This window comes from Stenotrophomonas sp. Y-13 (assembly GCF_046267925.1).
Classification (GTDB): domain Bacteria; phylum Pseudomonadota; class Gammaproteobacteria; order Xanthomonadales; family Xanthomonadaceae; genus Stenotrophomonas; species Stenotrophomonas acidaminiphila_A.
Genome location: NZ_CP176501.1, coordinates 1,240,077 through 1,261,267, shown reverse-complemented (window position 1 = coordinate 1,261,267; position 21,191 = coordinate 1,240,077). Strand labels below are relative to the sequence as shown.

Annotated in this window: 22 protein-coding genes; 4 read left to right on the top strand and 18 right to left on the bottom strand. The window is 70.2% G+C overall.

Annotated elements, in window-relative coordinates; translation table 11 throughout:
* Positions 1 to 101 precede the first annotated feature (101 nt).
* The 3 genes from ACJ7VY_RS05520 (at position 102) to ACJ7VY_RS05510 (ending at position 2,370) form a co-directional block, all read left to right on the top strand.
* Positions 102 to 1,277 carry a thiolase family protein gene (locus tag ACJ7VY_RS05520; RefSeq protein WP_409476522.1) on the top strand — a complete coding sequence of 392 codons (1,176 nt, stop codon included), beginning with the start codon at positions 102 to 104 and terminating at the stop codon, positions 1,275 to 1,277.
* Positions 1,278 to 1,399: 122 nt separating this feature from the next.
* Positions 1,400 to 1,741, top strand: coding sequence for a hypothetical protein (locus ACJ7VY_RS05515; protein WP_054664409.1), 342 nt, complete (start codon positions 1,400 to 1,402; stop codon positions 1,739 to 1,741).
* Between the two features lie 233 nt (positions 1,742 to 1,974).
* On the top strand, positions 1,975 to 2,370 hold the full coding sequence (locus tag ACJ7VY_RS05510) for a hypothetical protein (RefSeq protein ID WP_409476521.1): 396 nt from the start codon (positions 1,975 to 1,977) through the stop codon (positions 2,368 to 2,370).
* 120 nt (positions 2,371 to 2,490) lie between these two features.
* Here ACJ7VY_RS05510 and ACJ7VY_RS05505 read toward each other — a convergent pair whose 3' ends face one another.
* From ACJ7VY_RS05505 to rlmD, 9 genes are all read right to left on the bottom strand, one after another.
* Positions 2,491 to 4,134 carry an acyl-CoA dehydrogenase family protein gene (locus tag ACJ7VY_RS05505; RefSeq protein ID WP_409476520.1) on the bottom strand — a complete coding sequence of 548 codons (1,644 nt, stop codon included), beginning with the start codon at positions 4,132 to 4,134 and terminating at the stop codon, positions 2,491 to 2,493.
* Positions 4,135 to 4,213: 79 nt separating this feature from the next.
* Entirely contained in the window at positions 4,214 to 5,443 is a 1,230-nt protein-coding gene (locus ACJ7VY_RS05500) for an NAD(P)/FAD-dependent oxidoreductase (RefSeq protein WP_312344117.1), read from the bottom strand.
* Positions 5,444 to 5,515: 72 nt separating this feature from the next.
* Positions 5,516 to 5,722: a cold-shock protein gene (locus ACJ7VY_RS05495; protein ID WP_003488188.1), complete on the bottom strand. Its 207-nt coding sequence runs from the start codon at positions 5,720 to 5,722 to the stop codon at positions 5,516 to 5,518.
* 90 nt (positions 5,723 to 5,812) lie between these two features.
* On the bottom strand, positions 5,813 to 6,559 hold the full coding sequence (locus tag ACJ7VY_RS05490) for an S-methyl-5'-thioinosine phosphorylase (protein ID WP_104938422.1): 747 nt from the start codon (positions 6,557 to 6,559) through the stop codon (positions 5,813 to 5,815).
* A gap of 187 nt (positions 6,560 to 6,746) precedes the next feature.
* A complete protein-coding gene (locus ACJ7VY_RS05485) occupies positions 6,747 to 7,298 on the bottom strand; it encodes a hypoxanthine-guanine phosphoribosyltransferase (RefSeq protein WP_104938421.1) in 552 nt (183 codons plus the stop codon).
* Entirely contained in the window at positions 7,298 to 8,305 is a 1,008-nt protein-coding gene (gene nagZ / locus ACJ7VY_RS05480) for a beta-N-acetylhexosaminidase (protein ID WP_104938420.1), read from the bottom strand. The genes ACJ7VY_RS05485 and nagZ overlap by 1 nt, the downstream gene beginning before the upstream one ends.
* Positions 8,306 to 8,359: 54 nt before the next feature.
* Positions 8,360 to 9,055: a DsbA family oxidoreductase gene (locus ACJ7VY_RS05475; protein WP_312344122.1), complete on the bottom strand. Its 696-nt coding sequence runs from the start codon at positions 9,053 to 9,055 to the stop codon at positions 8,360 to 8,362.
* A gap of 27 nt (positions 9,056 to 9,082) precedes the next feature.
* Complete coding sequence (locus ACJ7VY_RS05470; protein WP_161614698.1) at positions 9,083 to 9,586, bottom strand: CYTH domain-containing protein; 504 nt, start codon at positions 9,584 to 9,586, stop codon at positions 9,083 to 9,085.
* A 200-nt stretch (positions 9,587 to 9,786) separates the two neighbouring features.
* Positions 9,787 to 11,127: a 23S rRNA (uracil(1939)-C(5))-methyltransferase RlmD gene (rlmD, locus tag ACJ7VY_RS05465; protein WP_312344125.1), complete on the bottom strand. Its 1,341-nt coding sequence runs from the start codon at positions 11,125 to 11,127 to the stop codon at positions 9,787 to 9,789.
* Positions 11,128 to 11,251: 124 nt separating this feature from the next.
* On the opposite strand from rlmD, the gene ACJ7VY_RS05460 reads away from it, so the two are divergent.
* Positions 11,252 to 11,968, top strand: a complete 717-nt coding sequence (locus ACJ7VY_RS05460) for a response regulator (protein ID WP_312344127.1) — start codon at positions 11,252 to 11,254, stop codon at positions 11,966 to 11,968.
* Between the two features lie 116 nt (positions 11,969 to 12,084).
* Here ACJ7VY_RS05460 and ACJ7VY_RS05455 read toward each other — a convergent pair whose 3' ends face one another.
* The 9 genes from ACJ7VY_RS05455 to rpoE form a co-directional block, all read right to left on the bottom strand.
* Positions 12,085 to 12,810 (bottom strand): DNA repair protein RecO, encoded by a 726-nt coding sequence (locus tag ACJ7VY_RS05455; RefSeq protein WP_161614701.1) that lies wholly within the window; start codon positions 12,808 to 12,810, stop codon positions 12,085 to 12,087.
* 162 nt (positions 12,811 to 12,972) lie between these two features.
* Positions 12,973 to 13,869, bottom strand: coding sequence for a GTPase Era (era, locus tag ACJ7VY_RS05450; protein ID WP_104938415.1), 897 nt, complete (start codon positions 13,867 to 13,869; stop codon positions 12,973 to 12,975).
* Complete coding sequence (gene rnc, locus ACJ7VY_RS05445) at positions 13,866 to 14,540, bottom strand: ribonuclease III (RefSeq protein ID WP_104938414.1); 675 nt, start codon at positions 14,538 to 14,540, stop codon at positions 13,866 to 13,868. The genes era and rnc overlap by 4 nt, the downstream gene beginning before the upstream one ends.
* Entirely contained in the window at positions 14,533 to 14,901 is a 369-nt protein-coding gene (locus ACJ7VY_RS05440; protein WP_104938413.1) for a DUF4845 domain-containing protein, read from the bottom strand. The genes rnc and ACJ7VY_RS05440 overlap by 8 nt, the downstream gene beginning before the upstream one ends.
* Positions 14,902 to 14,928: 27 nt before the next feature.
* The gene (gene lepB / locus ACJ7VY_RS05435; protein ID WP_321990191.1) at positions 14,929 to 15,747 is read right to left on the bottom strand and encodes a signal peptidase I; all 819 of its coding nucleotides are present in this window, start codon (positions 15,745 to 15,747) and stop codon (positions 14,929 to 14,931) included.
* A 48-nt stretch (positions 15,748 to 15,795) separates the two neighbouring features.
* The gene (gene lepA / locus ACJ7VY_RS05430; RefSeq protein ID WP_161614703.1) at positions 15,796 to 17,589 is read right to left on the bottom strand and encodes a translation elongation factor 4; all 1,794 of its coding nucleotides are present in this window, start codon (positions 17,587 to 17,589) and stop codon (positions 15,796 to 15,798) included.
* Positions 17,590 to 17,743: 154 nt separating this feature from the next.
* Positions 17,744 to 19,261, bottom strand: a complete 1,518-nt coding sequence (locus ACJ7VY_RS05425) for a DegQ family serine endoprotease (protein ID WP_312344136.1) — start codon at positions 19,259 to 19,261, stop codon at positions 17,744 to 17,746.
* Positions 19,262 to 19,385: 124 nt separating this feature from the next.
* Positions 19,386 to 20,255: a sigma-E factor negative regulatory protein gene (locus ACJ7VY_RS05420; protein ID WP_313229718.1), complete on the bottom strand. Its 870-nt coding sequence runs from the start codon at positions 20,253 to 20,255 to the stop codon at positions 19,386 to 19,388.
* A complete protein-coding gene (rpoE, locus tag ACJ7VY_RS05415) occupies positions 20,252 to 20,872 on the bottom strand; it encodes an RNA polymerase sigma factor RpoE (protein ID WP_104938409.1) in 621 nt (206 codons plus the stop codon). Before rpoE ends, ACJ7VY_RS05420 begins: the two co-directional genes overlap by 4 nt.
* Positions 20,873 to 21,191 lie beyond the last annotated feature (319 nt).

Sequence of the window (21,191 nt, the reverse complement as noted above, 5' to 3'; positions counted from 1 at the left end):
CTGCAACGACAAACCGCTGTCTGCCGGGATGTGCCGTTGGTCCAATGGGCACCCCGCCGGCGGCTTTCGATAATCGTTGCAGGATACAACCGAGACCGCACATGTCCGACATCGTCATCGCCGCCGCAAAGCGCACCGCCATCGGCTCCTTCCTCGGCCAGTTCAACGGCGTCCCCACCCCGACCCTCGGCGCCACCGCGATCCGCGCGGCCATGGAGCAGTCCGGCGTTGCCGCCGCCGATGTGTCCGAAGTGATCATGGGCTGCGTACTGCCGGCCAACCTCGGCCAGGCGCCGGCGCGCCAGGCATCGCTCGCCGCCGGCCTGCCGGCCAGCACCGGCTGCACCACGCTCAACAAGGTGTGCGGCTCGGGCATGAAAGCGATCATGCTGGGCCATGACCTGATCAAGGCCGGCTCGGCCAGCATCGTCGTCGCCGGCGGCATGGAGTCCATGTCCAACGCGCCGCACATGATCCCGAACTCGCGCACCGGCAACCGCTACGGCAACTTCCAGGCGGTGGACCACATGGCCTGGGACGGCCTGACCAACCCCTACGACGGCCAGGCCATGGGCGTGTTCGCCGAAGGCACCGTCTCCAGGTTCGGCTTCACCCGCGAGGAGCAGGACGCCTACGCCATCGAATCGGTCAAGCGCGCGCAGGCCGCGCAGGCCACCGGCGCGTTCAAGGACGAGATCGTCGCGGTGAAGGTGGCCACCCGCAAGGGCGAGGTCGAGGTCGACCAGGACGAACAGCCGGGCAGGTCCGACATCGCCAAGATCCCGACCCTGAAGCCGGCCTTCAAGAAGGACGGCAGCGTCACCGCGGCCAGTTCCTCCAGCATCTCCGACGGTGCCGCCGCGGTGGTGCTGATGGACGCCGGCGACGCCGCGCGCCGCGGGGTGCAGCCGCTGGCCCGCATCGTCGCCCACGCCACCTACGCGCAGGAGCCGGAGTGGTTCACCACCGCGCCGATCGGTGCGGTCAGGCAGGTGCTGGACAAGGCCGGCTGGCAGGTCGGCGACGTGGATCTGTTCGAGATCAACGAAGCCTTCGCGGTGGTGGCGATGGCGCCGATCCGCGAACTCGGCATCCCGCATGACAAGCTCAACGTCAACGGCGGCGCCTGCGCGCTGGGCCATCCGATCGGCGCTTCGGGCGCGCGCCTGGTGGTCACGCTGATCCACGCCTTGCGCAGCCGTGGCCTCAAGCGTGGCGTCGCCTCCCTCTGCATCGGCGGCGGCGAAGCAACGGCCATCGCCATCGAATTGATTTGATTGGACTTAATGCCTTTTTTACAAAAATGAATGCGCGGTCGCTTGACAGCCCAAACGGGCTTGTCATCATGTTTAAGGCGCGCAATGGCGCGTTGCCTAATCTAACGACGAGGATTCACACAATGAGCATCAACAAGCTGCTGATCGCGATGGCCCTGGGCCTGGCCCTGGCCGCCTGCTCGAAGCAGGAAGCTGCCCAGGACGCCGCTGCTTCGGCCAACGAAGCCGCCACCGACGCCCAGGCCGCCGCTGACCAGGCTGCTGCCGCCGGCGCCGAAACCGCCGACGCCGCCCAGGCTGCTGCCGACACCGCCGCCACCGCTGCTGACGCCGCTGGTGACGCCGCTGCCGCCGCTGCCGGCGCCGCCACCGACGCCGCTGCCGGCGCCGCTGCCGACACCGCCAAGGCTGCTGAAGACGTGGCCGACAAGGCCAAGGACGCTGCCGAAGAAGCCAAGAAGTAATAACTTCTGCTTCGACGCAAGTCGGAAAAGCCGCTGGTTCGCCAGCGGCTTTTTTTTGCCTTCTCCCGCCTGTCCCCCGCGGCCGCAGGGGCCAGTCGCGCGCGCCACCCAGCCGCGGATCGTCCAGGGCGCCGATGGCCGGCGCAGCCGGCGGTGCCGGGTCGGCGTTGACGCAATCTGAATCCGCGTCCGCCTACGCTGCGCGCGTCGTCCCCCAAACCCAGGAGAACGCGATGAAGCTGTTTGTACCGCTGCTGGCCGGCAGCCTGATGCTGGCCCTGTCCGCCTGCAACGACCCCAATGCCGAACAGGCCAAGCGCGATGCCGAAGCCGCGGCCGACCACGCCGCCGATGCCGCGCGCAACGCCGGTGAATCGGCGGCCGACGCCGCCCGCAGCGCTGCCGACCGTGCCGCCGACGCCACCCGCGAGGCCGCCGCCAAGTCGGAGCATGCGCTGGACCGCGCGGCCAACGCCACCAGTGCCGCGGCCGAAGATGCGTCGGTGGCCGCCAAGGAGGCCGCGGCCGATGCCAGCGCCGCCACCGCCAACGCCGCGCAGAAGGTCGCCGACGAAGCGCACGACGCGGCCGAGAAGGCGCGCCAGAAGGCGGACGACGCCAAGCACTGATCGTCCCCACCCCATCGCGCAGCCGTCCCCGGCGGGCGGCTGCGCGATCCCTGCGACGGCGGCGACGCCGTCCAGCGACCTGTCCGGCGCCGTGGATGCCGGTTGCCGAGGCCAGCGCGCTCAGGCTGCCGGCACGGCCCGCTCCAGGATGTCCGCGAACGCCACCGACGCCTCCAGCATGCCGTAGGCGGGCGGCGGCGGCGACGCCAGCCGCGCGGCCACGAACAGGCCCGCCACCGGGCTGCCGGCCCGCAGCAGCGTGGCCGCCTGCAGCAGCAGCGCCAGCGAAGCGGCCACGCGCCGTGCCGCGGCTTCGGCCACCGTTGCCCCGTCCAGCAAGGGCGGCAAGGCCTCCAGCGCCGCGTCGTAAGCCGCCTCGCGCCCACGCGCCTGCTCCAGTTCGCGCAGCAGCGCGTGCCGCGACTGCGGTTCGCGTGACAGCGCGCGCAGCACGTCCAGGCATTGCACGTTGCCGCTGCCTTCCCAGATCGAATTGAGCGGCGCCTGCCGGTACAGCCGCGGCAGCATCGACTCCTCGATGTAGCCTGCACCGCCCAGGCATTCCTGCGCCTCGTTGACGAAGCCCGCCGCGCGCCGGCAGACCCAGAATTTGCCGAGGGCCGTGGCGACGCGTGCTAACGCCGCTTCGGCGGGATCGCGCGCGGCCGCATCCACCGCGCGCGCGACCCGCAGCGCCAGCGCGGTGGAGGCCTCCGATTCCAGCGCCAGGTCGGCCAGCACGTTGGCCATCAGCGGCTGCTCGACCAGGCGCCGGCCGAAGGCGCGGCGGTGCCGTGCATGGTGCAGCGCCTGGGCAAGCGCCATGCGCATTTCCGCGGCCGCGCCGAGCATGCAGTCCAGCCGCGTCAGCATCACCATCTCGATGATGGTCGCCACGCCGCACCCTTCGGCGCCGATGCGCCTTGCCCACGCGCCGCAGAACTCGACCTCGCTCGAGGCGTTGGCCCAGTCGCCGAGCTTGTCCTTCAGCCGCATCAGCCGGAAGCCGTTGCGCGCACCGTCGGGCAGGCGCCGCGGCATCAGCAAGCAGCTCAATCCGCCCGGCGCCTGCGCCAGCACCAGCCAGCCGTCGGACATGGGCGCGGACAGGAACCACTTGTGCCCGACCAGCGAGTACTCGCCCTCGCCGGCCAGCGGCGTCGCGCAGGTGCGGTTGCTGCGCACGTCCGAGCCGCCCTGCTTCTCGGTCATGCCCATGCCTACGGTGATGCCGGGCTTCTGCGCGATGGGCAGGTCGCGCGGGTCGTAGTGCGGCGCGGCGGCTTTGGCCGCCCACTCGGCCAGCGCCGGTTCGCGGCGCAGCACCGGCACCGCGGCATGGGTCATGGTCAACGGGCAGCTGCTGCCCGCCTCCGCCTGGTGGTGCAGGAAGCTCAACGCGGCGCGCGCGACGTGCGCGCCCGGTTGCGGCTGCCGCCACGACAGCCCGGCCACGCCGTGCGCCTTGGCCGCGTCCATCAAGCGGTGCCAGGCGGGGTGGAAATCCACGGCGTCGATGCGCTGGCCCTGCGCGTCATGGGTGCGCAGCAGCGGCCGGTTGCGGTTGGCGTCGAAGCCGAGCCGGTACAGTTCGCCGCCAGCCAGCGCGCCGTAGTCGTCCAGCGCCGTGGCGAACGCGCCGCCGCCTTCGCGTGCGACCGCCTCGCGCAGCACCCGGTCGTCGCGCCACAGGTTGCATTCGGGAAACGGCGGCGGCTGGTTGAATACCACGTGGGTTTCGAACGGCGCTGCTTCGGTGTTCATGGCCGGCCCCTGCGCACGGGAGGATGCCGTCCATTCTGCCGCACGCCGGTACCGCGCCGTGCGGCGCCGGGCGGCCGGCTCAGCCGCCGGTGGCCAGCGCCTGTACGAACCCGGGCGCCAGCGGCAACGTGCCGAACACCCCCTGCTGGGTGCCGCTGAGCACGCGCAGCATGTGCCCGCGCCCGCCCGGCATGCGCCCCAGCGGCCCGAACAGGAGATCGCGCGCATGCGCGATCCAGTCGCGGTCGGACTGGAACAGCGGCGTCAGCCAGCGGCTCCAGAACTGGTACAGGCGCACATGCGCCTGGCGGGTTGCCTGGTAATGCGCCAATGCCGCATCGAGGTCGGGCTGCCCGCGCAGTGCATCACGCAGGGCCAGGGCGTCGAGCAGCGCCATGTTCACGCCCTGCCCGAGCTGCGGGCTCATCGAATGCGCGGCGTCGCCGGCCAGCACCAGGCGGCCGCGGTACCAGCGGTCCAGCACCGCGTCGCGGTAGCTGGCCCGCGCCAGCTGCGACGGCATGCCGATGTCCTGCATCCGCAGCCGTGCCTCCGGCCACAGCTGCGCGATCTCGTCGAGCCAGGGCGCGAGCCCGGCCCGCTCCCAGGCCTCGAAGCCATCGCCCGGCAGGCTCCAGAAGAAACTCAGCCGCGGCACCGCGTCGCCGGGGCGCGTGCCCACCGGCAACAGGCCGATCATCCGCCGCGCGGCCACGTAGCGCTGCCGCAGTTCGTCGACGAACGGCCAGTCGCCGGCGGGCAGCAGGCACCACAGCGCGCCCCACGGGTACGGGCGGTCCAGCCGCGTGCCGCGCACCTGCGCGCGCAACGCCGACGCCGCGCCGTCGGTGGCGACCACCAGGTCGAAGGGGCCGTGCCACTGCCCGTGCTGGTCGCGTACCCGGCGCAGGCCGTCGTCGATGGCGCCGATGCAGCAGTCCACGTGCAGTGCGTCGCCAGGCTCCCATGCCGCGTCCAGCAGCGAGAACAGCGCCCCGCGCTGCATGCCCACCCCGTGCAGGCGCGCATCCAGCCCGGCATAGCGCATGTCCATCACCGCGCGCCCGCACGGGGTCTCGCCGTACAGGCGGCGTACCGCCGCGCCATGGGCCAGCACCTGCGGCAACAGGCCCATCCGCCACAGCACCTGCAGCCCGCTGGGCTGCAGCAGGAAGCCGGCGCCCACCGGCCCGGGCCGCGGCGCGCGTTCGAATACCTGCACGCGGTGGCCGTCGCGCGACAGCAGCACGGCCAGCGACTGGCCGGCGGTGCCGTAACCGACGATGGCGATATCCAATGACCTGTTCATTGCGTTTCCCGGAGGCGGCCGGCTAAAAAAAAACCCCGCCTCGGCGGGGTTTTTCCGGCACAGCCGAGTGGATCACTCGACCGGCGTGATATTGGAAGCCTGGGCGCCCTTCGGGCCCTGGGTCACGTCATAGCTGACGCGCTGTCCTTCCTGCAGGCTGCGGAAACCCTTGGAATTGATCGCGGAGAAGTGCGCGAAGACATCGGCGCTGCCGTCCTCCGGTGAGATGAAGCCAAATCCCTTGGCGTCGTTGAACCACTTGACGGTACCGTTCGGCATGGTGATGCGAGACCTTGTTCGATGAATGGATTGATGCACGCTGAATGAAGCGCGCTCGCGGAGTATGCAAAGCTTGGGCCGCGATGACAATCACCCCCGGGCCAGCTCCCCCACCAGCGCGGGCAGCCCAGCCGAGGCGGCGGCGACGTTGGCCAGTACTTCTTCCATGGTGATCTCGGCCGCGTCACCGCAGCCCGCCGCCCAGTTGGCGACGATGGCCAGGCAGGCGTAATCCAGCCCCAGCTCGCGTGCCAGCCCGGCCTCCGGCATGCCGGTCATGCCGACCAGGTCGCAGCCGTCGCGGCGCATCCGCGCGATTTCGGCGATGGTCTCCAGGCGCGGGCCCTGGGTGGCGCCATAGCAGCCGCCGTCATGCACCGCGACGCCGCGCGCACGTGCCGCGGCCAGCACCTGCGCGCGCAGCGCAGGCGTATAGGGATGGCCGAAATCCACGTGCAGCACCTCGCTGCCCTCCTCCTCGCACAGCGTGGAAACGCGGCCCCAGGTGTAGTCGATCAGCTGGTCCGGGCAGGCCAGCACGCGCGGACCGAAATCGCCGGTGATGCCACCGACCGTGTTCAGGGCGAGCACGCGGGTGGCGCCCAGCTGCTTCAACGCGGCCAGGTTGGCGCGGTAGTTGACCTTGTGCGGCGGGATCGAATGCCCTTCGCCATGGCGGGCGAGAAACGCCACCCGACGGCCATCCAGCCGTCCGACCCGCACCGGGCCCGACGGCGCACCGTAGCGGGTCGGGACCTCATGGGCCTGGACATCGTCCAGCGCGGCGAGCTTGTAGACACCGGTGCCGCCGATCACGGCCAGTGCGATATCGTCCATCGTGGTTTCCTGGTTTCTGTTCGCAGTCGGGGGCGACACGGGGCGTGGCCCCGTCATCGTAGCGGCCGCGCGCCGGCGCCCACCAGCGCGCCGCGGCCCGGGACACCGCCGGCAACCCGGCCGCTGCGGGTCGGCGCGCGTTGCGCGGGAGGCGGCAGCGCGATCACGCGGACCGGCTACCCGGCCGTTACTGCTTCATCGCGTAGATCGCCGGCAGCGAGCGCAGCGATTCGCTCACGTCCATGCCGAAACCGAAGACGAAACGGTCCGGCAGCTCGATGCCCGCGTAGTCGGCCTTGACGCCGTCCAGGCAGCGGTCGTGCTTCTTGACCGTCAGCACCGCGATGCGGACATCGGTGGCGCCCTGTTCCAGGCACCAGTCGCGCACGCCCTGCAGGGTGAACCCCTCGTCGAGGATGTCATCCACCAGCAGCACGCGGCGGCCGAACAGCGAGGACACCGGGCGGTGCTTCCAGACCAGCTCGCCACCGCTCTCGCCGTGGTAGCGCGAGGCCTGCATGTAGTCGAACTGCGCATCCTGGCCGCGCGCGCCCAGTTCCAGCGCAAGCTGGCCGGCGAACGGCAGCGCGCCATTCATGATCGACAGGAACACCGGCACCTCGCCCTTGTAATCGCGCGCGATGGCGTCGGCGATGCCGGCGATGGCCTGGTCGATGGCGGGACGATCGACCAGCAGGTCGGCCTGGGCCACGGCTTGTGCAAGAGTGAGTTTGGACATCAGGCGGTTCTTCCAAGAGTTTCGAGCAGACGGGTTCGGGTATCGCCGTGGCGGGCATCGGCCAGCAGGCCGCCCCAGCCCATGGCACCGTGGGCGATCAGGCCCAGCAGCGCGGCGGTGTTGAGGCTGCGGCCGGCCACGGCCTGCAGCGATTCTTCAACCAGCTCCGGGTGGCAGACCAGCACCACGTCGCAGCCGGCATCCAGGTGGGCTTCGACCCGGGCCTTGACCCCACCGGCGGCGGACGAGGCCGCCATGCCGATGTCGTCGGAGAACACCACGCCGCGGAAGCCCATCTGTCCGCGCAGGATCTGGTTGATCCAGCGCGGCGAGTAGCCGGCCGGTTCCGGCGCCACCTGCGGGTAGATGACGTGGGCCATCATCACCGCATCGGCGCCGGCGTCGATGCCGGCGCGGAACGGTAGCAGATCCTCCGCTTCCAGCGCGTGCAGCGGGCGCGGGTCGATGGCGGTGTCGTGGTGGGTGTCCTCGCGCACCGTGCCGTGGCCCGGGAAGTGCTTGAGCGTGGCGGCCATGCCGGCCGCGTGCATGCCGCGCACATAGGCCTGGGCCAGCGCCGCCACGACCTGTGGGTCCCCGGCGAAGGCGCGGTTGCCGATGGCCAGGTTGCCGCGCCCCAGGTCCACCACCGGGGCGAAGCTCAGGTCCAGCCCGGTCGCGCGGATCTCGCTGGCCATCAGCCAGGCATGCTGCTCGGCCAGCGCCAGCGCGGCGTCCGGGTCGGTGGCGTGCAGCCGGCCAAAGCCGTCCAGCGGCGGCAGTTCGGTGAAGCCGGCGTGGAAGCGCTGCACGCGGCCGCCTTCCTGGTCCACCGCCACCAGCAGCGGACGCGCGGTGGCGGCACGGATCGCAGCGGTCAGCTCGACCACCTGGTCGCGCGAAGCGAAATTGCGCTTGAACAGCACCACGCCGGCCACGGCGTCATGCTGCAGCCAGTCGCGTTCCCGTGCGGTCAGTGTGGTGCCGGCGACGCCGATCAGAAGCATGTGCGGATTCCCATACGGCCAAGCCCGGCATTGTCGCAGATGGCGCCCGCCGCGTCAGACGCTGCAGCCGTCCGCGCCGCAGCCCGGTTCATGGTTCCCGGCCACCGGCGCCGGCGCCAGCTCGGCGGCCACCTTCTCCAGCACCTGCATGAACACCTCCGGCGGTTGCGCGCCCTGCACCGCGTAGCGGCCGTTGATGACGAAGGTCGGCACCGACTGGATGCCCAGCGCCTGCGCCTGTCCCAGCCCGGCACGGACCTCGGCCAGGCCTTCGTCCGAGGCCAGCAGGGCCTCGACGCGCGCGGCCGGAATGCCGCCGGCGGCCGCGGCCTCCGCCAGCACCTGCGGGTCGGCCAGGTTGCGGCCCTGCTCGAAATGGGCGCGGAACAGCGCCTCGCCGACCGCGTCCTGCTCGCCCTCGCGCCCGGCCAGCCACAGCAGGCGGTGCGCCGGCAGCGTGGTCACCCGGACCTGGCCGCGGTCGAAATCCATCGGCAGGCCTTCGGCGCGGGCGGTGGACTGGGTCTGCGCCAGCATCTGCGCGGTACGCTCGGCGCCGCCGAACTTGGCCGCGTAGGCCTCGCGCAGCGGTACCGGCGTGGCGTCGGCGCCGGGGTCGAGCAGGAACGGATGCCAGCGCACCTCCACCGGCGGCGCCTTGTCGCCCATCAGCGCCAGCGCGCGCTGGAAGCGGTGCTTGCCGATCCAGCACCAGGGGCAGACCACGTCGGACCAGATGTCGATGCGCATGGGGGTTCCTTCTGTTCTCCCGGGGGCTCAGCCGCGCTCGGCGGCGCTCCAACGGGTGTAGGGGTGCGAGGCCAGGGCGAGATTGTAGTAGCGCGGCGCGTCGGTCACTTCGGCACCGGCCCAGTCCGGCTTGTCGAATGGCTGGTCGGCGCTTTCCAGCTCCACCTCGGCCACCACCAGCCCGGCGTTGTCGCCGAGGAACTCGTCCACTTCCCACAGCAGGCCGGCGTGCCTGACCAGGTGGCGGCGCTTGTCGACCAGGCCACCGACGCACAGCGCCAGCAGTTCGCGGGCCTCGTCCACCGGCACCGGGTAGTCGAACTCCTGGCGGGTATGGCCCAGCTCGCGCGATTTGATGTTCAGGTACGCCGCATCGCCCTGGATGCGCACCCGCACCGACGCCTTCTGCGCGCCGCTGTCCATCGCCGCCATGTCATTGATGTAGCCCTGCGCCATCGGGATGACGGCATGCGCGGCAGCGCGCCAGCCGTCGCCGGTGACCAGGAATTTGCGTTCGATCTCGATACCCATCACAACCTCGTTGGTGCGCGTTTCCCGCATGACCCCGCGCGTCGCTGCGCGTGCGATTCGTTGATGCCGAAGCAGCGCACGTCCGTGCGCGCGGATTCAACCGGTGCCAATCCCCCGCAGGAGCGGCTGCACATGCCTGTGCGCGGATTTCATTTGTGCGATTCCTTCGCAGGAGCAGCGCACATCCCTGTGCGCGGATATCATTTTTTCTTCTCGAACACCGCGATGCTTTCCACGTGCGCGGTGTGCGGGAACATGTCCATCGCGCCGGCCGAGACCAGGGTGAAGCCCTGTTCGTTGACCAGGTAACCGGCATCGCGCGCCAGCGAACCGGGGTGGCAGCTGACGTAGACGATGCGCTTGAACTGCTTGAGCGGCAGCTGCTGCAGCACGTCGATCGCGCCCGAGCGCGGCGGGTCGAGCAGCAGCTTGTCGAAGCCCTGCCGCATCCACGGCGCGGCGCGCTGGTCCTGGGTGAGGTCGGCGGCAAAGAACTGCGCGTTGTCCAGGCCGTTGCGCTGCGCGTTCTCCCTCGCCCGCGCCACCAGCCCGGCCTCGCCCTCCACGCCCACCACCTCGCGCACGGTGCGCGCCAGCGGCAAGGTGAAATTGCCCAGGCCGCAGAACAGGTCGAGCACGCGCTCGTCCGGCTGTGCGTCCAGCAGGGCCAGCGCATGCGCGATCATCTGCTGGTTGAGCTTGGCGTTGACCTGGATGAAGTCCAGCGGACGGAACGCCAGCTCCACGTCCCACTGCGGCAGCACGAAGGACAGCGGCACGCCGTCGGCCGGCCACAAGGGATGCACCGACTCCAGCCCGCCGGGCTGCAGGTAGATGGCGAAGCCATGCTGCTGGCCGAACGCCTGCCAGGCCTGGCGGTCCGCGTCGGACAGCGGCTGCAGGTGGCGCACGGTCAGGGCGATGGCGGCATCGCCGCCGATGAACTCGATCTGCGGAATGTCGCGCTTGCCGTCCAGGCCCTCGATGAAGGCCGACAGTGCCGCCACCCGGGTACCGATCTCGGGAATCACGGTCAGGCACTGCGACAGGTCGGCGACGAAGCGCGGGTCCTGCTCGCGGAAGCCCACCAGGGTCTTGTCCTTCTTCTCGACCCGGCGCACCGAGAACCGGCCCTTGCGCCGGTACCCCCAGTTGTCGCCGACCAGCGGCGGCAGCACCGTGCCCGGGCTGACATGGCCGATGCGGGTCAGGTTGTCCATCAGCACCTGCTGCTTGGCCACGATCTGCTGGCCCTCGTCCAGGTGCTGCAGCACGCAGCCGGCGCAGACGCCGAAATGCGGGCAGCGGGGCTGCACCCGGTGCGGCGAGGCCGTGAGCACCTCCACGGTCCGCGCCTCGTCGAAATGGCGGCTCTTGCCGGTCTGTTCGGCCATCACCGTCTCGCCAGGCAGCGCACCGGCCACGAAGGTCACCTTGCCGCCCTCGCCTTCACGGCGGGCAACGCCGCGTCCGTCATGGCTGAGGTCGAGGATGTCGGTCTGGAACGGGGTCTTGTCGATGCGGGATCTGGATCGGGCCACGTGGCGAAAGGCTGCGGGTTGCGGGGCGCCATTGTCGCAGATGCACATCGGCCTGACTTCCGCCGCTTGCGCGGCACGGCCACATCGCCAATGATGCCGGGCACGGCTGACATGGAGGCAGCATATGAATACGCACGCCCAGGGGCATCCACCGCGCCTGCTGCTGGTCGAGGACGACGCGACCAGCCAGGGCTTTTTCCGCGCCGCGCTGGAAGCGTTGCCGGCCACGGTCGACATCGCCGGCTCGGTCGCGCAGGCATTGCGGATGGGCAGCGCCGTCCGCCACGACCTGTGGCTGGTGGACGTCCATCTCCCCGATGGCAGCGGCCACGCGCTGCTGCGGCAGCTGCGCGCGCTGCACCCGCAGGTGCCCGCGCTGGCGCACACCGCCGACAATGGCGCGGACATCCGGCGGTCGCTGCACGAGGCCGGTTTCAAGCGGGTACTGGTCAAGCCGATGACCCGCGCCGAACTGCAGGCCGCGGTGCGTGAGGGCCTCGGCCAGGCCACCGCCGGCGAGGCCCCGGCCAGCGAGGATGCGGCCGCGCCCGACTGGGACGAAGGCGCGGCGCTGAGCGCGCTCAATGGCCAGCAGGCGCATGTCGTGGCGTTGCGCGAATTGTTCCTGTCCGAATTGCCGGTGGCCCGCGACGCGGTGTCGGTGGCGCTGCGGCAGCATGACGATGGCGCCCTCCGCCGGCAGCTGCACCGGCTGCAGGCCAGCTGCGGTTTCGTCGGTGCCTCGCGGCTCGGCCGCGCGGTGCGGCAACTGCACCAGGCGCCGGAGTCGGACATGGCGCGGCGCCAGTTCGATGCGGCCGTGAGTGCGCTACTGCATTGAAGCCAGGAGTGAGTGAAGAGGAGTGAGGAGTGAGAAGAAGCAAGAGCGATCTCCGCCTTCGTGGAGATGACGGCTTTTGCTCCTGCCTTTTCTCACTCCTCACTCCTCACTCCTCTTCACTCACTCCTGCCTTTCAAATCCCCCAGCATTTCCCAGGACTTGAGCCCGCGCCCCCCCAGGTGGTGCAGCAGCACCGCGCGCATCTGCGGCCGCAGGCTGGCGAGGTCGGCCGCCGCCGGCGGCTGGTCCGCGGCCAGTGCCAGCAGCGCCGCGCCGGTGGCCAGGCCCCGGCGTTCGCTGGCGTTGCGCTCGCTGAGCAGCCGCAGCGGCCCCTCCTGCGGGTCCAGCCGGTAGCGGGCCGCCGGATCGATGGGCTGCCCGTCCGCGGTGCAGGTCCAGTCGAAACCGAACCCCAGCGCCTCGAGCAGGTCGCGCTCGAAACACCGCAGCGCCCACGCCAGCCCCGCCGCGTCGGCCAGCCGGCCGCGGACCTGGCCATAGGCATGGTGCAGCTCGGGCAAGGGGTCGTGGCGCGGCGCCAGCCGCAGCACCAGTTCGTTGACGTAGAAGGCGGCCAGCATCGCCTGCCCATGCAGCCGCGGTGCCGCGTCCTGGCTCTCGGCGCGCCGCAGCTGCGCCAGTTCGCCGCGCATCACCGCATCCAGGCGGATCGACTGCAACGGCTGCAGCGCGGCGCGCAGGAGCTGCTTTTTCGGGCCATGCACGCCACGCGCCAGCAGGCCGATGCGGCCATGCCCGCGGGTCAGCGCCTCGACCAACAGGCTGGTTTCGCGCCAGGGGCGCGCATGCAGCACGTAAGCGGGTTCGTCGTCGATGCGCATGCGCTGGAGCCGGGAGTGGGAGGCAGGGGTCGGGGGATGCAACCGTGCCGCGTCCGCAGTCTGGCAGAGCGCCGGCCACCTGCCACCCGCAGGCCGGGGCACGACAGGGCGGAGCCGACTACGCGCGCCCTCATTCCTGGCCGCCCGCCCCCGTTACCGGCCTCACTCGTAACCGAACGCCTTGAGCGCGGCCTCGTCGTCGGACCAGCCTTCGCGTACGCGCACCCAGGTTTCCAGGAACACCTTGGCGCCGAACAGGCGCTCCATCTGCAGGCGGGCCTTGGCGCCGATTTCCTTCAGCCGCGCGCCGCCCTTGCCGATCACGATGGCCTTCTGGCCCTCGCGCTCGACCCAGATCACCGCGCCGATGCGCAGCAGGTTGCCGTCCTCGGCGAAGCGTTCGATCTCCACCGTGGTCGCATACGGCAACTCCTCGCCGAGCTGGCGCATCAACTGCTCGCGCACCAGTTCGCCGGCCAGGAAGCGCTGGCTGCGGTCGGTGATCTCGTCCTCGCCGAACATCGGCGGGGCCTCCGGCAGCAGTTTGAGCACGTCGCGCACCAGTGCTTCCAGGCCATTGCGCTTCTGCGCCGAGATCGGGTGCACGCCGGCGAAGTCGCGGCCTTCGGTGATTTCCTGCAGGAACGGCAGCAGCGCGCCCTTGTCCTTCAGCCGGTCGACCTTGTTGACCACCAGCAGCACCGGGATGCCGGCGTCGCGCAGCACGTTGAAGGCCAGCGTGTCCTCCTCGTCCCAGCGCCCGGCCTCGATCACCAGCAGGCCGGCGTCCACGCCTTCCAGCGACCCGCGCGCGGCGCGGTTCATCACCCGGTTCATCGCCCGCTTCTGCTGGCGGTGCAGCCCGGGGGTGTCGACCAGCACCAGCTGCCCCTCGGGGAAGGTGGCGATGCCCAGCAGGCGGTGGCGGGTGGTCTGCGGCCGGTTGGAGACGATGCTGACCTTGGCGCCCACCAGGGCGTTGGTGAGGGTCGATTTGCCGACATTGGGGCGGCCGATGACGGCGACGCTGCCACAGCGGTGGGAGGAGGTGTCGTTCACTTGGAATCCAGTTGCTCGATCGCGGCCGCAGCCGCCTGTTGTTCGGCCAGCCGCCGGGAGCTGCCCTCGCCCGCGGTGGTCACATCCGGGTCGGTCAGGCGGCAGCGTACCCGGAAATGCCGGGCATGGTCATCGCCGGTTTCCGATACCAGTTCATACACCGGCAGCGGCTTCTGCCGCGCCTGCAGCCATTCCTGCAGCCGGGTCTTGGGGTCTTTCTCGGGCTTGCCGACCGGCACCGCGGCCATCGGTGCCTCGAACCAGGGCAACACCCGCGCACGGCAGGCCTCGAACCCGGCATCCAGGTAGATCGCCGCCACCACCGCCTCGAAGGCGTCGGCCAGGATCGAATCGCGGCGGTGGCCACCGGATTTCATCTCGCCGGGGCCCAGGGTCAGGCGCTCGCCCAGGTCCAGGGTACGCGCCATGGCCGCCAGTGCGGCTTCGCACACCAGCGCCGCCCGCGCCCGGGTCAACGCGCCTTCGTCGGCCTTGGGCCAGCGCGCGAACAGCGCCTCGGCCACGATCAGGTTGACGATGCTGTCGCCGAGGAACTCCAGGCGCTCGTTGTGCGGCGCGCCCGCGCTGCGATGGGTCAGGGCCTGCCGCAGCAGGCCCGGATCCCGGAACGGGTGGCCGATGCGGTCACCCCGCGTCACCGTCCTACTCACCGTGCGAGGTCAGGTCCTGGGAGTTCTCGAAGCGGCCGACGATGTCGAGGTTGCCGACCAGTGGGCGGCGCACTTCATAACTCACGTTCATGCGCACGCCACCGTCGATGCGGTCGAACTTGATGTTGTCGCGCTTGACGCTGTCCGAGTAGTTCATGTCCATGCGCTTGAAGAACAGCTCCTGCGCCTTGGCCGGATCCGACGTGCCCGGCTCCTTGGCCAGGGCCTTCATCGAGGTCTTTACCGCGTAGAACTCCTGGTACATCGGGAACAGCTTCATGCCCACGTAGAGCGCGAAACCGACCACGGCCAGCACCATCAGGAACGACGTCAGCGTCATGCCGCCTTGCTTGCGATTCATAGCATTCTCCCCCGGTTTGCGCCTAGGTTACTGGATGCCCGAGCCGATCCGCGACGGCTCGAAGCCGTCCTTGCAGAACCAGCCGCTGCAGTTGAGCCAGATCAGGAACGCCTTGCCGCGCAGGTTCTGCTCCGGCAGGAAGCCCCAGAAACGGCCGTCGTCGCTGTTGTCGCGGTTGTCGCCCATGACCAGGTACTGGCCCTGCGGCACCTGCCAGTCGCCCTGGCCGGCCGGATTGGCGCGGCCCAGATACTCCAGCACGGTGTGCGGACGGCCCGGCAATGCCTCGCTGAGCAGGGTGGCGCCATTCATTTCGGCACCGCGGCCCTTGCCCACGTACTCGCCCTTGATCTCGTAGGCCAGCGGCTGCCCGTTGATCGACAGGGTGTCGCCATGGAAGCCGATGCGGTCGCCCGGCAGACCGATGACGCGCTTGATGAAATTCTCGCCGCGCTGCGGGTCGCCGGGCATGTCCGGGTGGCCGGGGAACTGGAACACCACCACGTCGCCGCGCTTGGGCTCGCCGGTCGGGATCACCTTGGTGTTGGTGATCGGCAGGCGGATGCCGTAGGCGAACTTGTTGACCAGGATGAAGTCGCCGATCAGCAGGTTGGGCATCATCGAGCTGGACGGGATCTTGTACGGCTCGGCGATGAAGCTGCGCAGCACCAGCACCACCGCCAGCACCGGGAAGAACGCGCGCGAGTAATCGACGAGCGCCGGTTCCTCGCTGTCCAGCAGGCCGCCCTTGGTCGCGCGGCGCTTGGCCAGGAACAGTTTGTCCAGCAGCAGGACCAGGCCCGATCCCAGGGTCAGCACCACCAGGGCGATTTCAAACCATTTCATTCCAGAGTCCTTGAGTGCGGGGACCGGGGGCCGGAGGCCCCTGGCCGCTTACTTGTTGTCCATCTGCAGCACGGCCAGGAAGGCTTCCTGCGGGATCTCCACGCGGCCGACCTGCTTCATGCGCTTCTTGCCTTCCTTCTGCTTCTCCAGCAGCTTCTTCTTGCGCGAAACGTCGCCACCATAGCACTTGGCCAGCACGTTCTTGCGCATCGCCTTGACCGTGGTGCGGGCGATGATCTGCGAGCCGACGGCGGCCTGGATGGCGACGTCGAACATCTGCCGCGGGATCAGGTCCTTCATCTTCTCGCACAGCTCGCGGCCGCGGCGGTCGGCATGGCTGCGGTGCACGATCAGCGACAGCGCGTCGACCTTGTCGCCGTTGATCAGCACGTCCACGCGCACGAACGGACCGGCCTCGAAGCGCACGAAGTGGTAGTCCAGCGACGCATAGCCGCGGCTGACCGACTTGAGCTTGTCGAAGAAGTCCAGCACCACCTCGGCCATCGGCAGTTCGTAGCTGATCTGCACCTGGCTGCCCAGGTAATTGATGCCGATCTGGGTGCCGCGCTTCTCTTCGCACAGCTTGATGATGTTGCCGATGTACTCCTCGGGGGTGAGCACGTTGGCGCGGATGATCGGCTCGCGGATCTCCTCGACCTGGTTGACCGGGGGCAGCTTGGCCGGGTTGTCCATCATCACGATGGAGCCGTCGCTCTTGAGCACCTCGTAGACCACGGTCGGCGCGGTGCTGATCAGGTCCAGGTCGTACTCGCGCTCCAGGCGCTCCTGCACGATCTCCATGTGCAGCATGCCGAGGAAGCCGCAGCGGAAGCCGAAGCCCATCGCCTCGGAGCTTTCCGGCTCGAAGCGCAGCGCGGCGTCGTTCAGGCGCAGCTTGTCCAGCGCCTCGCGCAGGTCCGGGTAGTCCTCGGCGTCGACCGGGAACAGGCCGGCGAACACGCGCGGCTGCATTTCCTGGAAGCCGGGCAGCGGCGCCGGCGCCGGGTCGGCGGCCAGGGTCAGGGTGTCGCCGACCGGCGCGCCGTGCACGTCCTTGATCGACGCGGTGATCCAGCCCACCTCGCCGGCCGACAGCTTGCCGGTGACCTTGCGCTTGGGCGTGAACACGCCCACCGCGTCGACCTGGTGGTTGCGGCCGGTGGACATCACCAGCAGCTTGTCGCCGGTCTTGACCTCGCCCTGCATCACCCGCACCAGCGAGACCACGCCCAGGTAGTTGTCGAACCAGGAGTCGATGATCAGCGCCTGCAGCTTGTCGGTATCGCGCGGGGCCGGCGGCGGGATGCGGTGGACGATGGCCTCCAGCACCTCTTCCACGTTCAGCCCGGTCTTGGCCGATACCGGCACCGCGTCGGTGGCGTCGATGCCGATCACCGCCTCGATTTCGGCCTTGGCGCGCTCGGTGTCGGCGGTGGGCAGGTCGATCTTGTTCAGCACCGGCACCACTTCCAGGCCCATCTCCACCGCGGTATAGCAGTTGGCCACGGACTGGGCTTCCACGCCCTGCGCCGCGTCCACCACCAGCAGCGCGCCCTCGCAGGCGGCCAGCGAACGGCTGACCTCATAGGAGAAGTCGACGTGGCCGGGGGTGTCGATGAAGTTCAGGTAGTAGGTTTCGCCGTTGCGCGCGGTGTACGGCAACGACACCGACTGCGCCTTGATGGTGATGCCACGCTCGCGCTCGATCGGGTTGTTGTCCAGGACCTGCGCTTCCATCTCGCGCGCGGTCAGGCCGCCGCAGATCTGGATGATGCGGTCGGCCAGGGTGGACTTGCCATGGTCGACGTGGGCGATGATGGAGAAATTGCGGATGTTCCGCATCGAATCGGCAGACATAAGGTGGCGGCGGCGCGTCGCGTCGTCAGGATAACGCGGCATTATCGCACGGCCGGCGGGCAGCCCGCACAGGGCGGCCGCCGCAACGGCAGGGGCCGCCCGGAGGCGGCCCCTGCGTACAGCTTGATGAAGAGCGGGTTCAGCCGCCGGCACGGACCGCGACGAAGGCGCTGTTGCCGCCCGCGCGCACCAGCAGCATCACCACGTCGCCCTTCTTGTAGCCGGCCAGCTCGCGGTTGAGCGCGGCCACGCTGCCGACCGGGGTACGCCCGACCTGCAGCACCACCATGCCCGGCGCCAGCCGTGCCTCGCGCGCGGCCTGGCTGTTCACGGCGGTGATGCGCACGCCCTCGCCGGCATCCAGGCCCAGCTGGCGGCGCTCGGCGGCGGTCAGGTCGGCCACTTCCAGCCCCAGCAGCGCGTTGGCACCGGCCTGCGGCTTGTCCTCGCCGGCCGTGGCCGGGGCATTGGCCGTGCGCGCGGCGTCCTCGGCCAGTTCGGTCAGGGTCACGGTGATCTCGCGCGGCTTGCCGTCGCGCAGGATGCCCAGCCGCACCTTGCTGCCCGGCGGCATGGCGCCGATCAGCGGCGGCAGGTCGCTGGAGGCGGCGATCTCGGTGCCGTTGACCGAGCGGATGACGTCACCCAGCTGCACACCGGCCTTCGCCGCAGCCGAGTCCTCGACCATCTGGTTGACCAGCGCGCCACGGCTGTCCGGCAGCTTGAAGCCCTGCGCGATGTCGGCGGTCACCGCGCCAACCATCACGCCCAGCTGGCCGCGGCTGACCTTGCCGGTCTTCTTGATCTGCTCCACCGCGCTCATCGCCAGGTCGATCGGGATGGCGAAGCTGATGCCCATGTAGCCGCCGGAGGCGGAGAAGATCTGCGAGTTGATGCCGACCACCTCGCCGCGGGTGTTGAGCAGCGGGCCGCCGGAGTTGCCCTGGTTGATCGCCACGTCGGTCTGGATGAACGGCACGTAGCGCTGTTCGGCGTAGGGGTTGCTGCGGCCGGTGGCGCTGACGATGCCGGCGGTCACCGAGTGATCCAGGCCGAACGGCGAGCCGATCGCCACCACCCACTGGCCGGGCTTGAGCGTGTTGGAATCGCCCACGCGCACGGTCGGCAGGCCCTTGGCGTCGATCTTCAGCAGCGCCACGTCGTACTGCTGGTCGCTGCCGACGACCTTGGCGTCGAACTCGCGGCGGTCGCTGAGCTTGACCTTGACCGTCTCGGCGCCGTCGATCACGTGGTGGTTGGTGAGCACGTAGCCGTCGGCGGAAATGATGAAGCCCGAGCCCATGCCGCGGCCGCGCGGCCCGTCCTCAGGCGCCTCGCGCGGCATCTGGAAATCCGGCCCGAAGAAGCGCCGGAAGAATTCCGGCATCTGGTCCATGTCCGGTCGTCCTCCGCCAGCCATGCGCGGCCCGCGCCGCGCGCCGATGACGGTCTCGACGTTGACCACGCCGGGCCCGACCCGGTCCACCAGCTGGGTGAAGTCGGGCAGGCCGCTGACCAGCTGCGGGGCCGGCGTGGCCGGGCGCGCGGCGACCGCCTGTTCGGCGGGGGCGGTGGGGGCATTGCTCTGGGCACAGGCGACCAGCGGCAGGGTCATTGCCAGCAGGCCGAACAGCCGCGTGGGGATACGGTGGGTCATCAGACTCGAGCCTCCGATTGGAAAATGAAGAAACACGCTCCGCCCGGCAGTGGCCGCCAGACGGGGAAATCCCGGGAAACGGTACCCGCCGCACAGCGCCGCGGGCACCTGGACAAACGCCGGCTCAGGGCCGCGCCGGCTGCGCGTCCGGCTGCGCCGGCGCCCCCTGCGGGGGCAGGCGCGGCTCGAACGGGTAGAAGGTCGCACCGCCTTCGGCAGACGCGCTGGCATTCAGGGCATTGCCCGACGACAGCGCCGGCGCCAGGCTCGAGCGCGGCCATGGCCGCGCCTGCAGCACGCTGCCGGGGTCGGCGAACGGGTCATGGCGCACGACCGGCAGCGGCGCCTGCACGGCCACCGCGCGTGCCGGCTCGGCCTGCCGCGCGGCGACGCCGCGTGCCACCTGCTGGTTGCGGGTGGCGCTGCCGCGGCGTGCGGCGGCATCTGCCCGCCGCAGTGCGACGGCGGCCACGGCGGGCGCCGCGGCGGCCAGCCCGGCTTCGGCATCGGAGGCCGTGGCCGGGTCGGCATCGGCGACGACGGGGGTCGCCGGGACCTGCGCCGCGGTGGCGATCACGGTTTCGGGCACGCCCGGCGCCGGCAGCTGTCCGCGCGCCATGAACAGCGCCACGGCCGCGACCGACGCGGCCAGGGCAGCACCGCCGCCCCAGCGCCGCCAGCCCGCGCGACGCGACGGGCGCACGGAGGCCGTGCCCCCCTGCTCCGCGTCGGCGGCGATCGCCGCACGGATCCGGCGGTCGAACCCGGCCGGTGCCGGCGCGCAGGCCTGGCCGCGCAGTACGTCGCCCAACAGCTGCCAGCGTTCCTGGCAGCCGGACAACTCGTCGTCGTGCTCGAGTCGGCGCAGCAGGAAGCGCGCCTCGTCGGTGGCCAGCTCGCCATCGACCAGCGCCGACAGCTGCTGCCGGTAGTGCAGTTCGAATTTGTCGGCGGCATTGCCCGCCGCCGCATCGACGCGGCCGGAAACATTCATGCGCGGCTCCTCTCGCGGGTGGCGCTGGCGGTGTCCAGCAGGGGACGCAACTGCGCGTCGATGGCTTCGCGGGCACGGAATATCCGCGAGCGCACGGTGCCGATCGGGCACCCCATTTTCTGTGCGATTTCCTCGTAGCTCATGCCTTCCACCTCTCGCAACGTGATGGCCGAACGCAGCTCCTCGGGGAGCGCGTCGACCGCCTTCATCACGGTCTGTTCCAGTTCCTGCCGCATCAGTTCGCGCTCGGGCGTGTCGGTGTCGCGCAGGCGCGCGCCGGCGTCGAACTGTTCGGCATCGCCGATCTCGACGTCGTCGGTGGGCGGGCGCCGGTTGTGCGCGGCAAGGTAGTTCTTGGCGGTATTCACTGCGATTCGATGCAACCAGGTATAGAACTGGGCGTCGCCACGGAAATTCCCGATCGCGCGATAGGCGCGGACGAAAGTGTCCTGGGCCACGTCCTGACATTCACTCCAGTCGGCGATGTAGCGCCCGATCAGCGCGACGATGCGGTGCTGGTACTTGCGCACCAGGACATCGAACGCCGCGCTCTCGCCGCGCTGCACGCGCCGGACCAGCTCCAGATCCAGCTCCTGCGGTGTTTCAACCTCGGCCATGCGGGGCCGCACTCCTGTCAGCCCAACCGACGTCGGGCAATGAGACCGCCTGGGGCGGAAAAAGTTCAGCGTCCCGTCCCCGGAGCGCCGCGCCGTCCTTCAGAGCATGTTTACCTTGCGGCCGCCAGGCCCGGGCCGGCGCGCACTGCGCCCGAGCATAGCGGCTGCCCTGCGCGCGCCGCCGTGACGCGCGCGAACGGGATGTAGACATGCTGCAACCCGCGTTCGGATAGCCTGTCGCTGGCGACCGGCCGGCGCGAACGCGCCTGCCTCCCCAGCATTGGGATTTGACGCCGGGGAAACAACCTCTGGATCATAG

Coding starts and splice junctions, on each gene's coding strand:
- ACJ7VY_RS05520 (WP_409476522.1), top strand. CDS start 102: ATGTCCGACATCGTCATCGCCGCCGCAAAGCGCACCGCCATCGGCTCC.
- ACJ7VY_RS05515 (WP_054664409.1), top strand. CDS start 1,400: ATGAGCATCAACAAGCTGCTGATCGCGATGGCCCTGGGCCTGGCCCTG.
- ACJ7VY_RS05510 (WP_409476521.1), top strand. CDS start 1,975: ATGAAGCTGTTTGTACCGCTGCTGGCCGGCAGCCTGATGCTGGCCCTG.
- ACJ7VY_RS05505 (WP_409476520.1), bottom strand. CDS start 4,134: ATGAACACCGAAGCAGCGCCGTTCGAAACCCACGTGGTATTCAACCAG.
- ACJ7VY_RS05500 (WP_312344117.1), bottom strand. CDS start 5,443: ATGAACAGGTCATTGGATATCGCCATCGTCGGTTACGGCACCGCCGGC.
- ACJ7VY_RS05495 (WP_003488188.1), bottom strand. CDS start 5,722: ATGCCGAACGGTACCGTCAAGTGGTTCAACGACGCCAAGGGATTTGGC.
- ACJ7VY_RS05490 (WP_104938422.1), bottom strand. CDS start 6,559: ATGGACGATATCGCACTGGCCGTGATCGGCGGCACCGGTGTCTACAAG.
- ACJ7VY_RS05485 (WP_104938421.1), bottom strand. CDS start 7,298: ATGTCCAAACTCACTCTTGCACAAGCCGTGGCCCAGGCCGACCTGCTG.
- nagZ (WP_104938420.1), bottom strand. CDS start 8,305: ATGCTTCTGATCGGCGTCGCCGGCACCACACTGACCGCACGGGAACGC.
- ACJ7VY_RS05475 (WP_312344122.1), bottom strand. CDS start 9,055: ATGCGCATCGACATCTGGTCCGACGTGGTCTGCCCCTGGTGCTGGATC.
- ACJ7VY_RS05470 (WP_161614698.1), bottom strand. CDS start 9,586: ATGGGTATCGAGATCGAACGCAAATTCCTGGTCACCGGCGACGGCTGG.
- ACJ7VY_RS05460 (WP_312344127.1), top strand. CDS start 11,252: ATGAATACGCACGCCCAGGGGCATCCACCGCGCCTGCTGCTGGTCGAG.
- ACJ7VY_RS05455 (WP_161614701.1), bottom strand. CDS start 12,810: ATGCGCATCGACGACGAACCCGCTTACGTGCTGCATGCGCGCCCCTGG.
- ACJ7VY_RS05440 (WP_104938413.1), bottom strand. CDS start 14,901: ATGAATCGCAAGCAAGGCGGCATGACGCTGACGTCGTTCCTGATGGTG.
- lepB (WP_321990191.1), bottom strand. CDS start 15,747: ATGAAATGGTTTGAAATCGCCCTGGTGGTGCTGACCCTGGGATCGGGC.
- lepA (WP_161614703.1), bottom strand. CDS start 17,589: ATGCGGAACATCCGCAATTTCTCCATCATCGCCCACGTCGACCATGGC.
- ACJ7VY_RS05425 (WP_312344136.1), bottom strand. CDS start 19,261: ATGACCCACCGTATCCCCACGCGGCTGTTCGGCCTGCTGGCAATGACC.
- ACJ7VY_RS05420 (WP_313229718.1), bottom strand. CDS start 20,255: ATGAATGTTTCCGGCCGCGTCGATGCGGCGGCGGGCAATGCCGCCGAC.
- rpoE (WP_104938409.1), bottom strand. CDS start 20,872: ATGGCCGAGGTTGAAACACCGCAGGAGCTGGATCTGGAGCTGGTCCGG.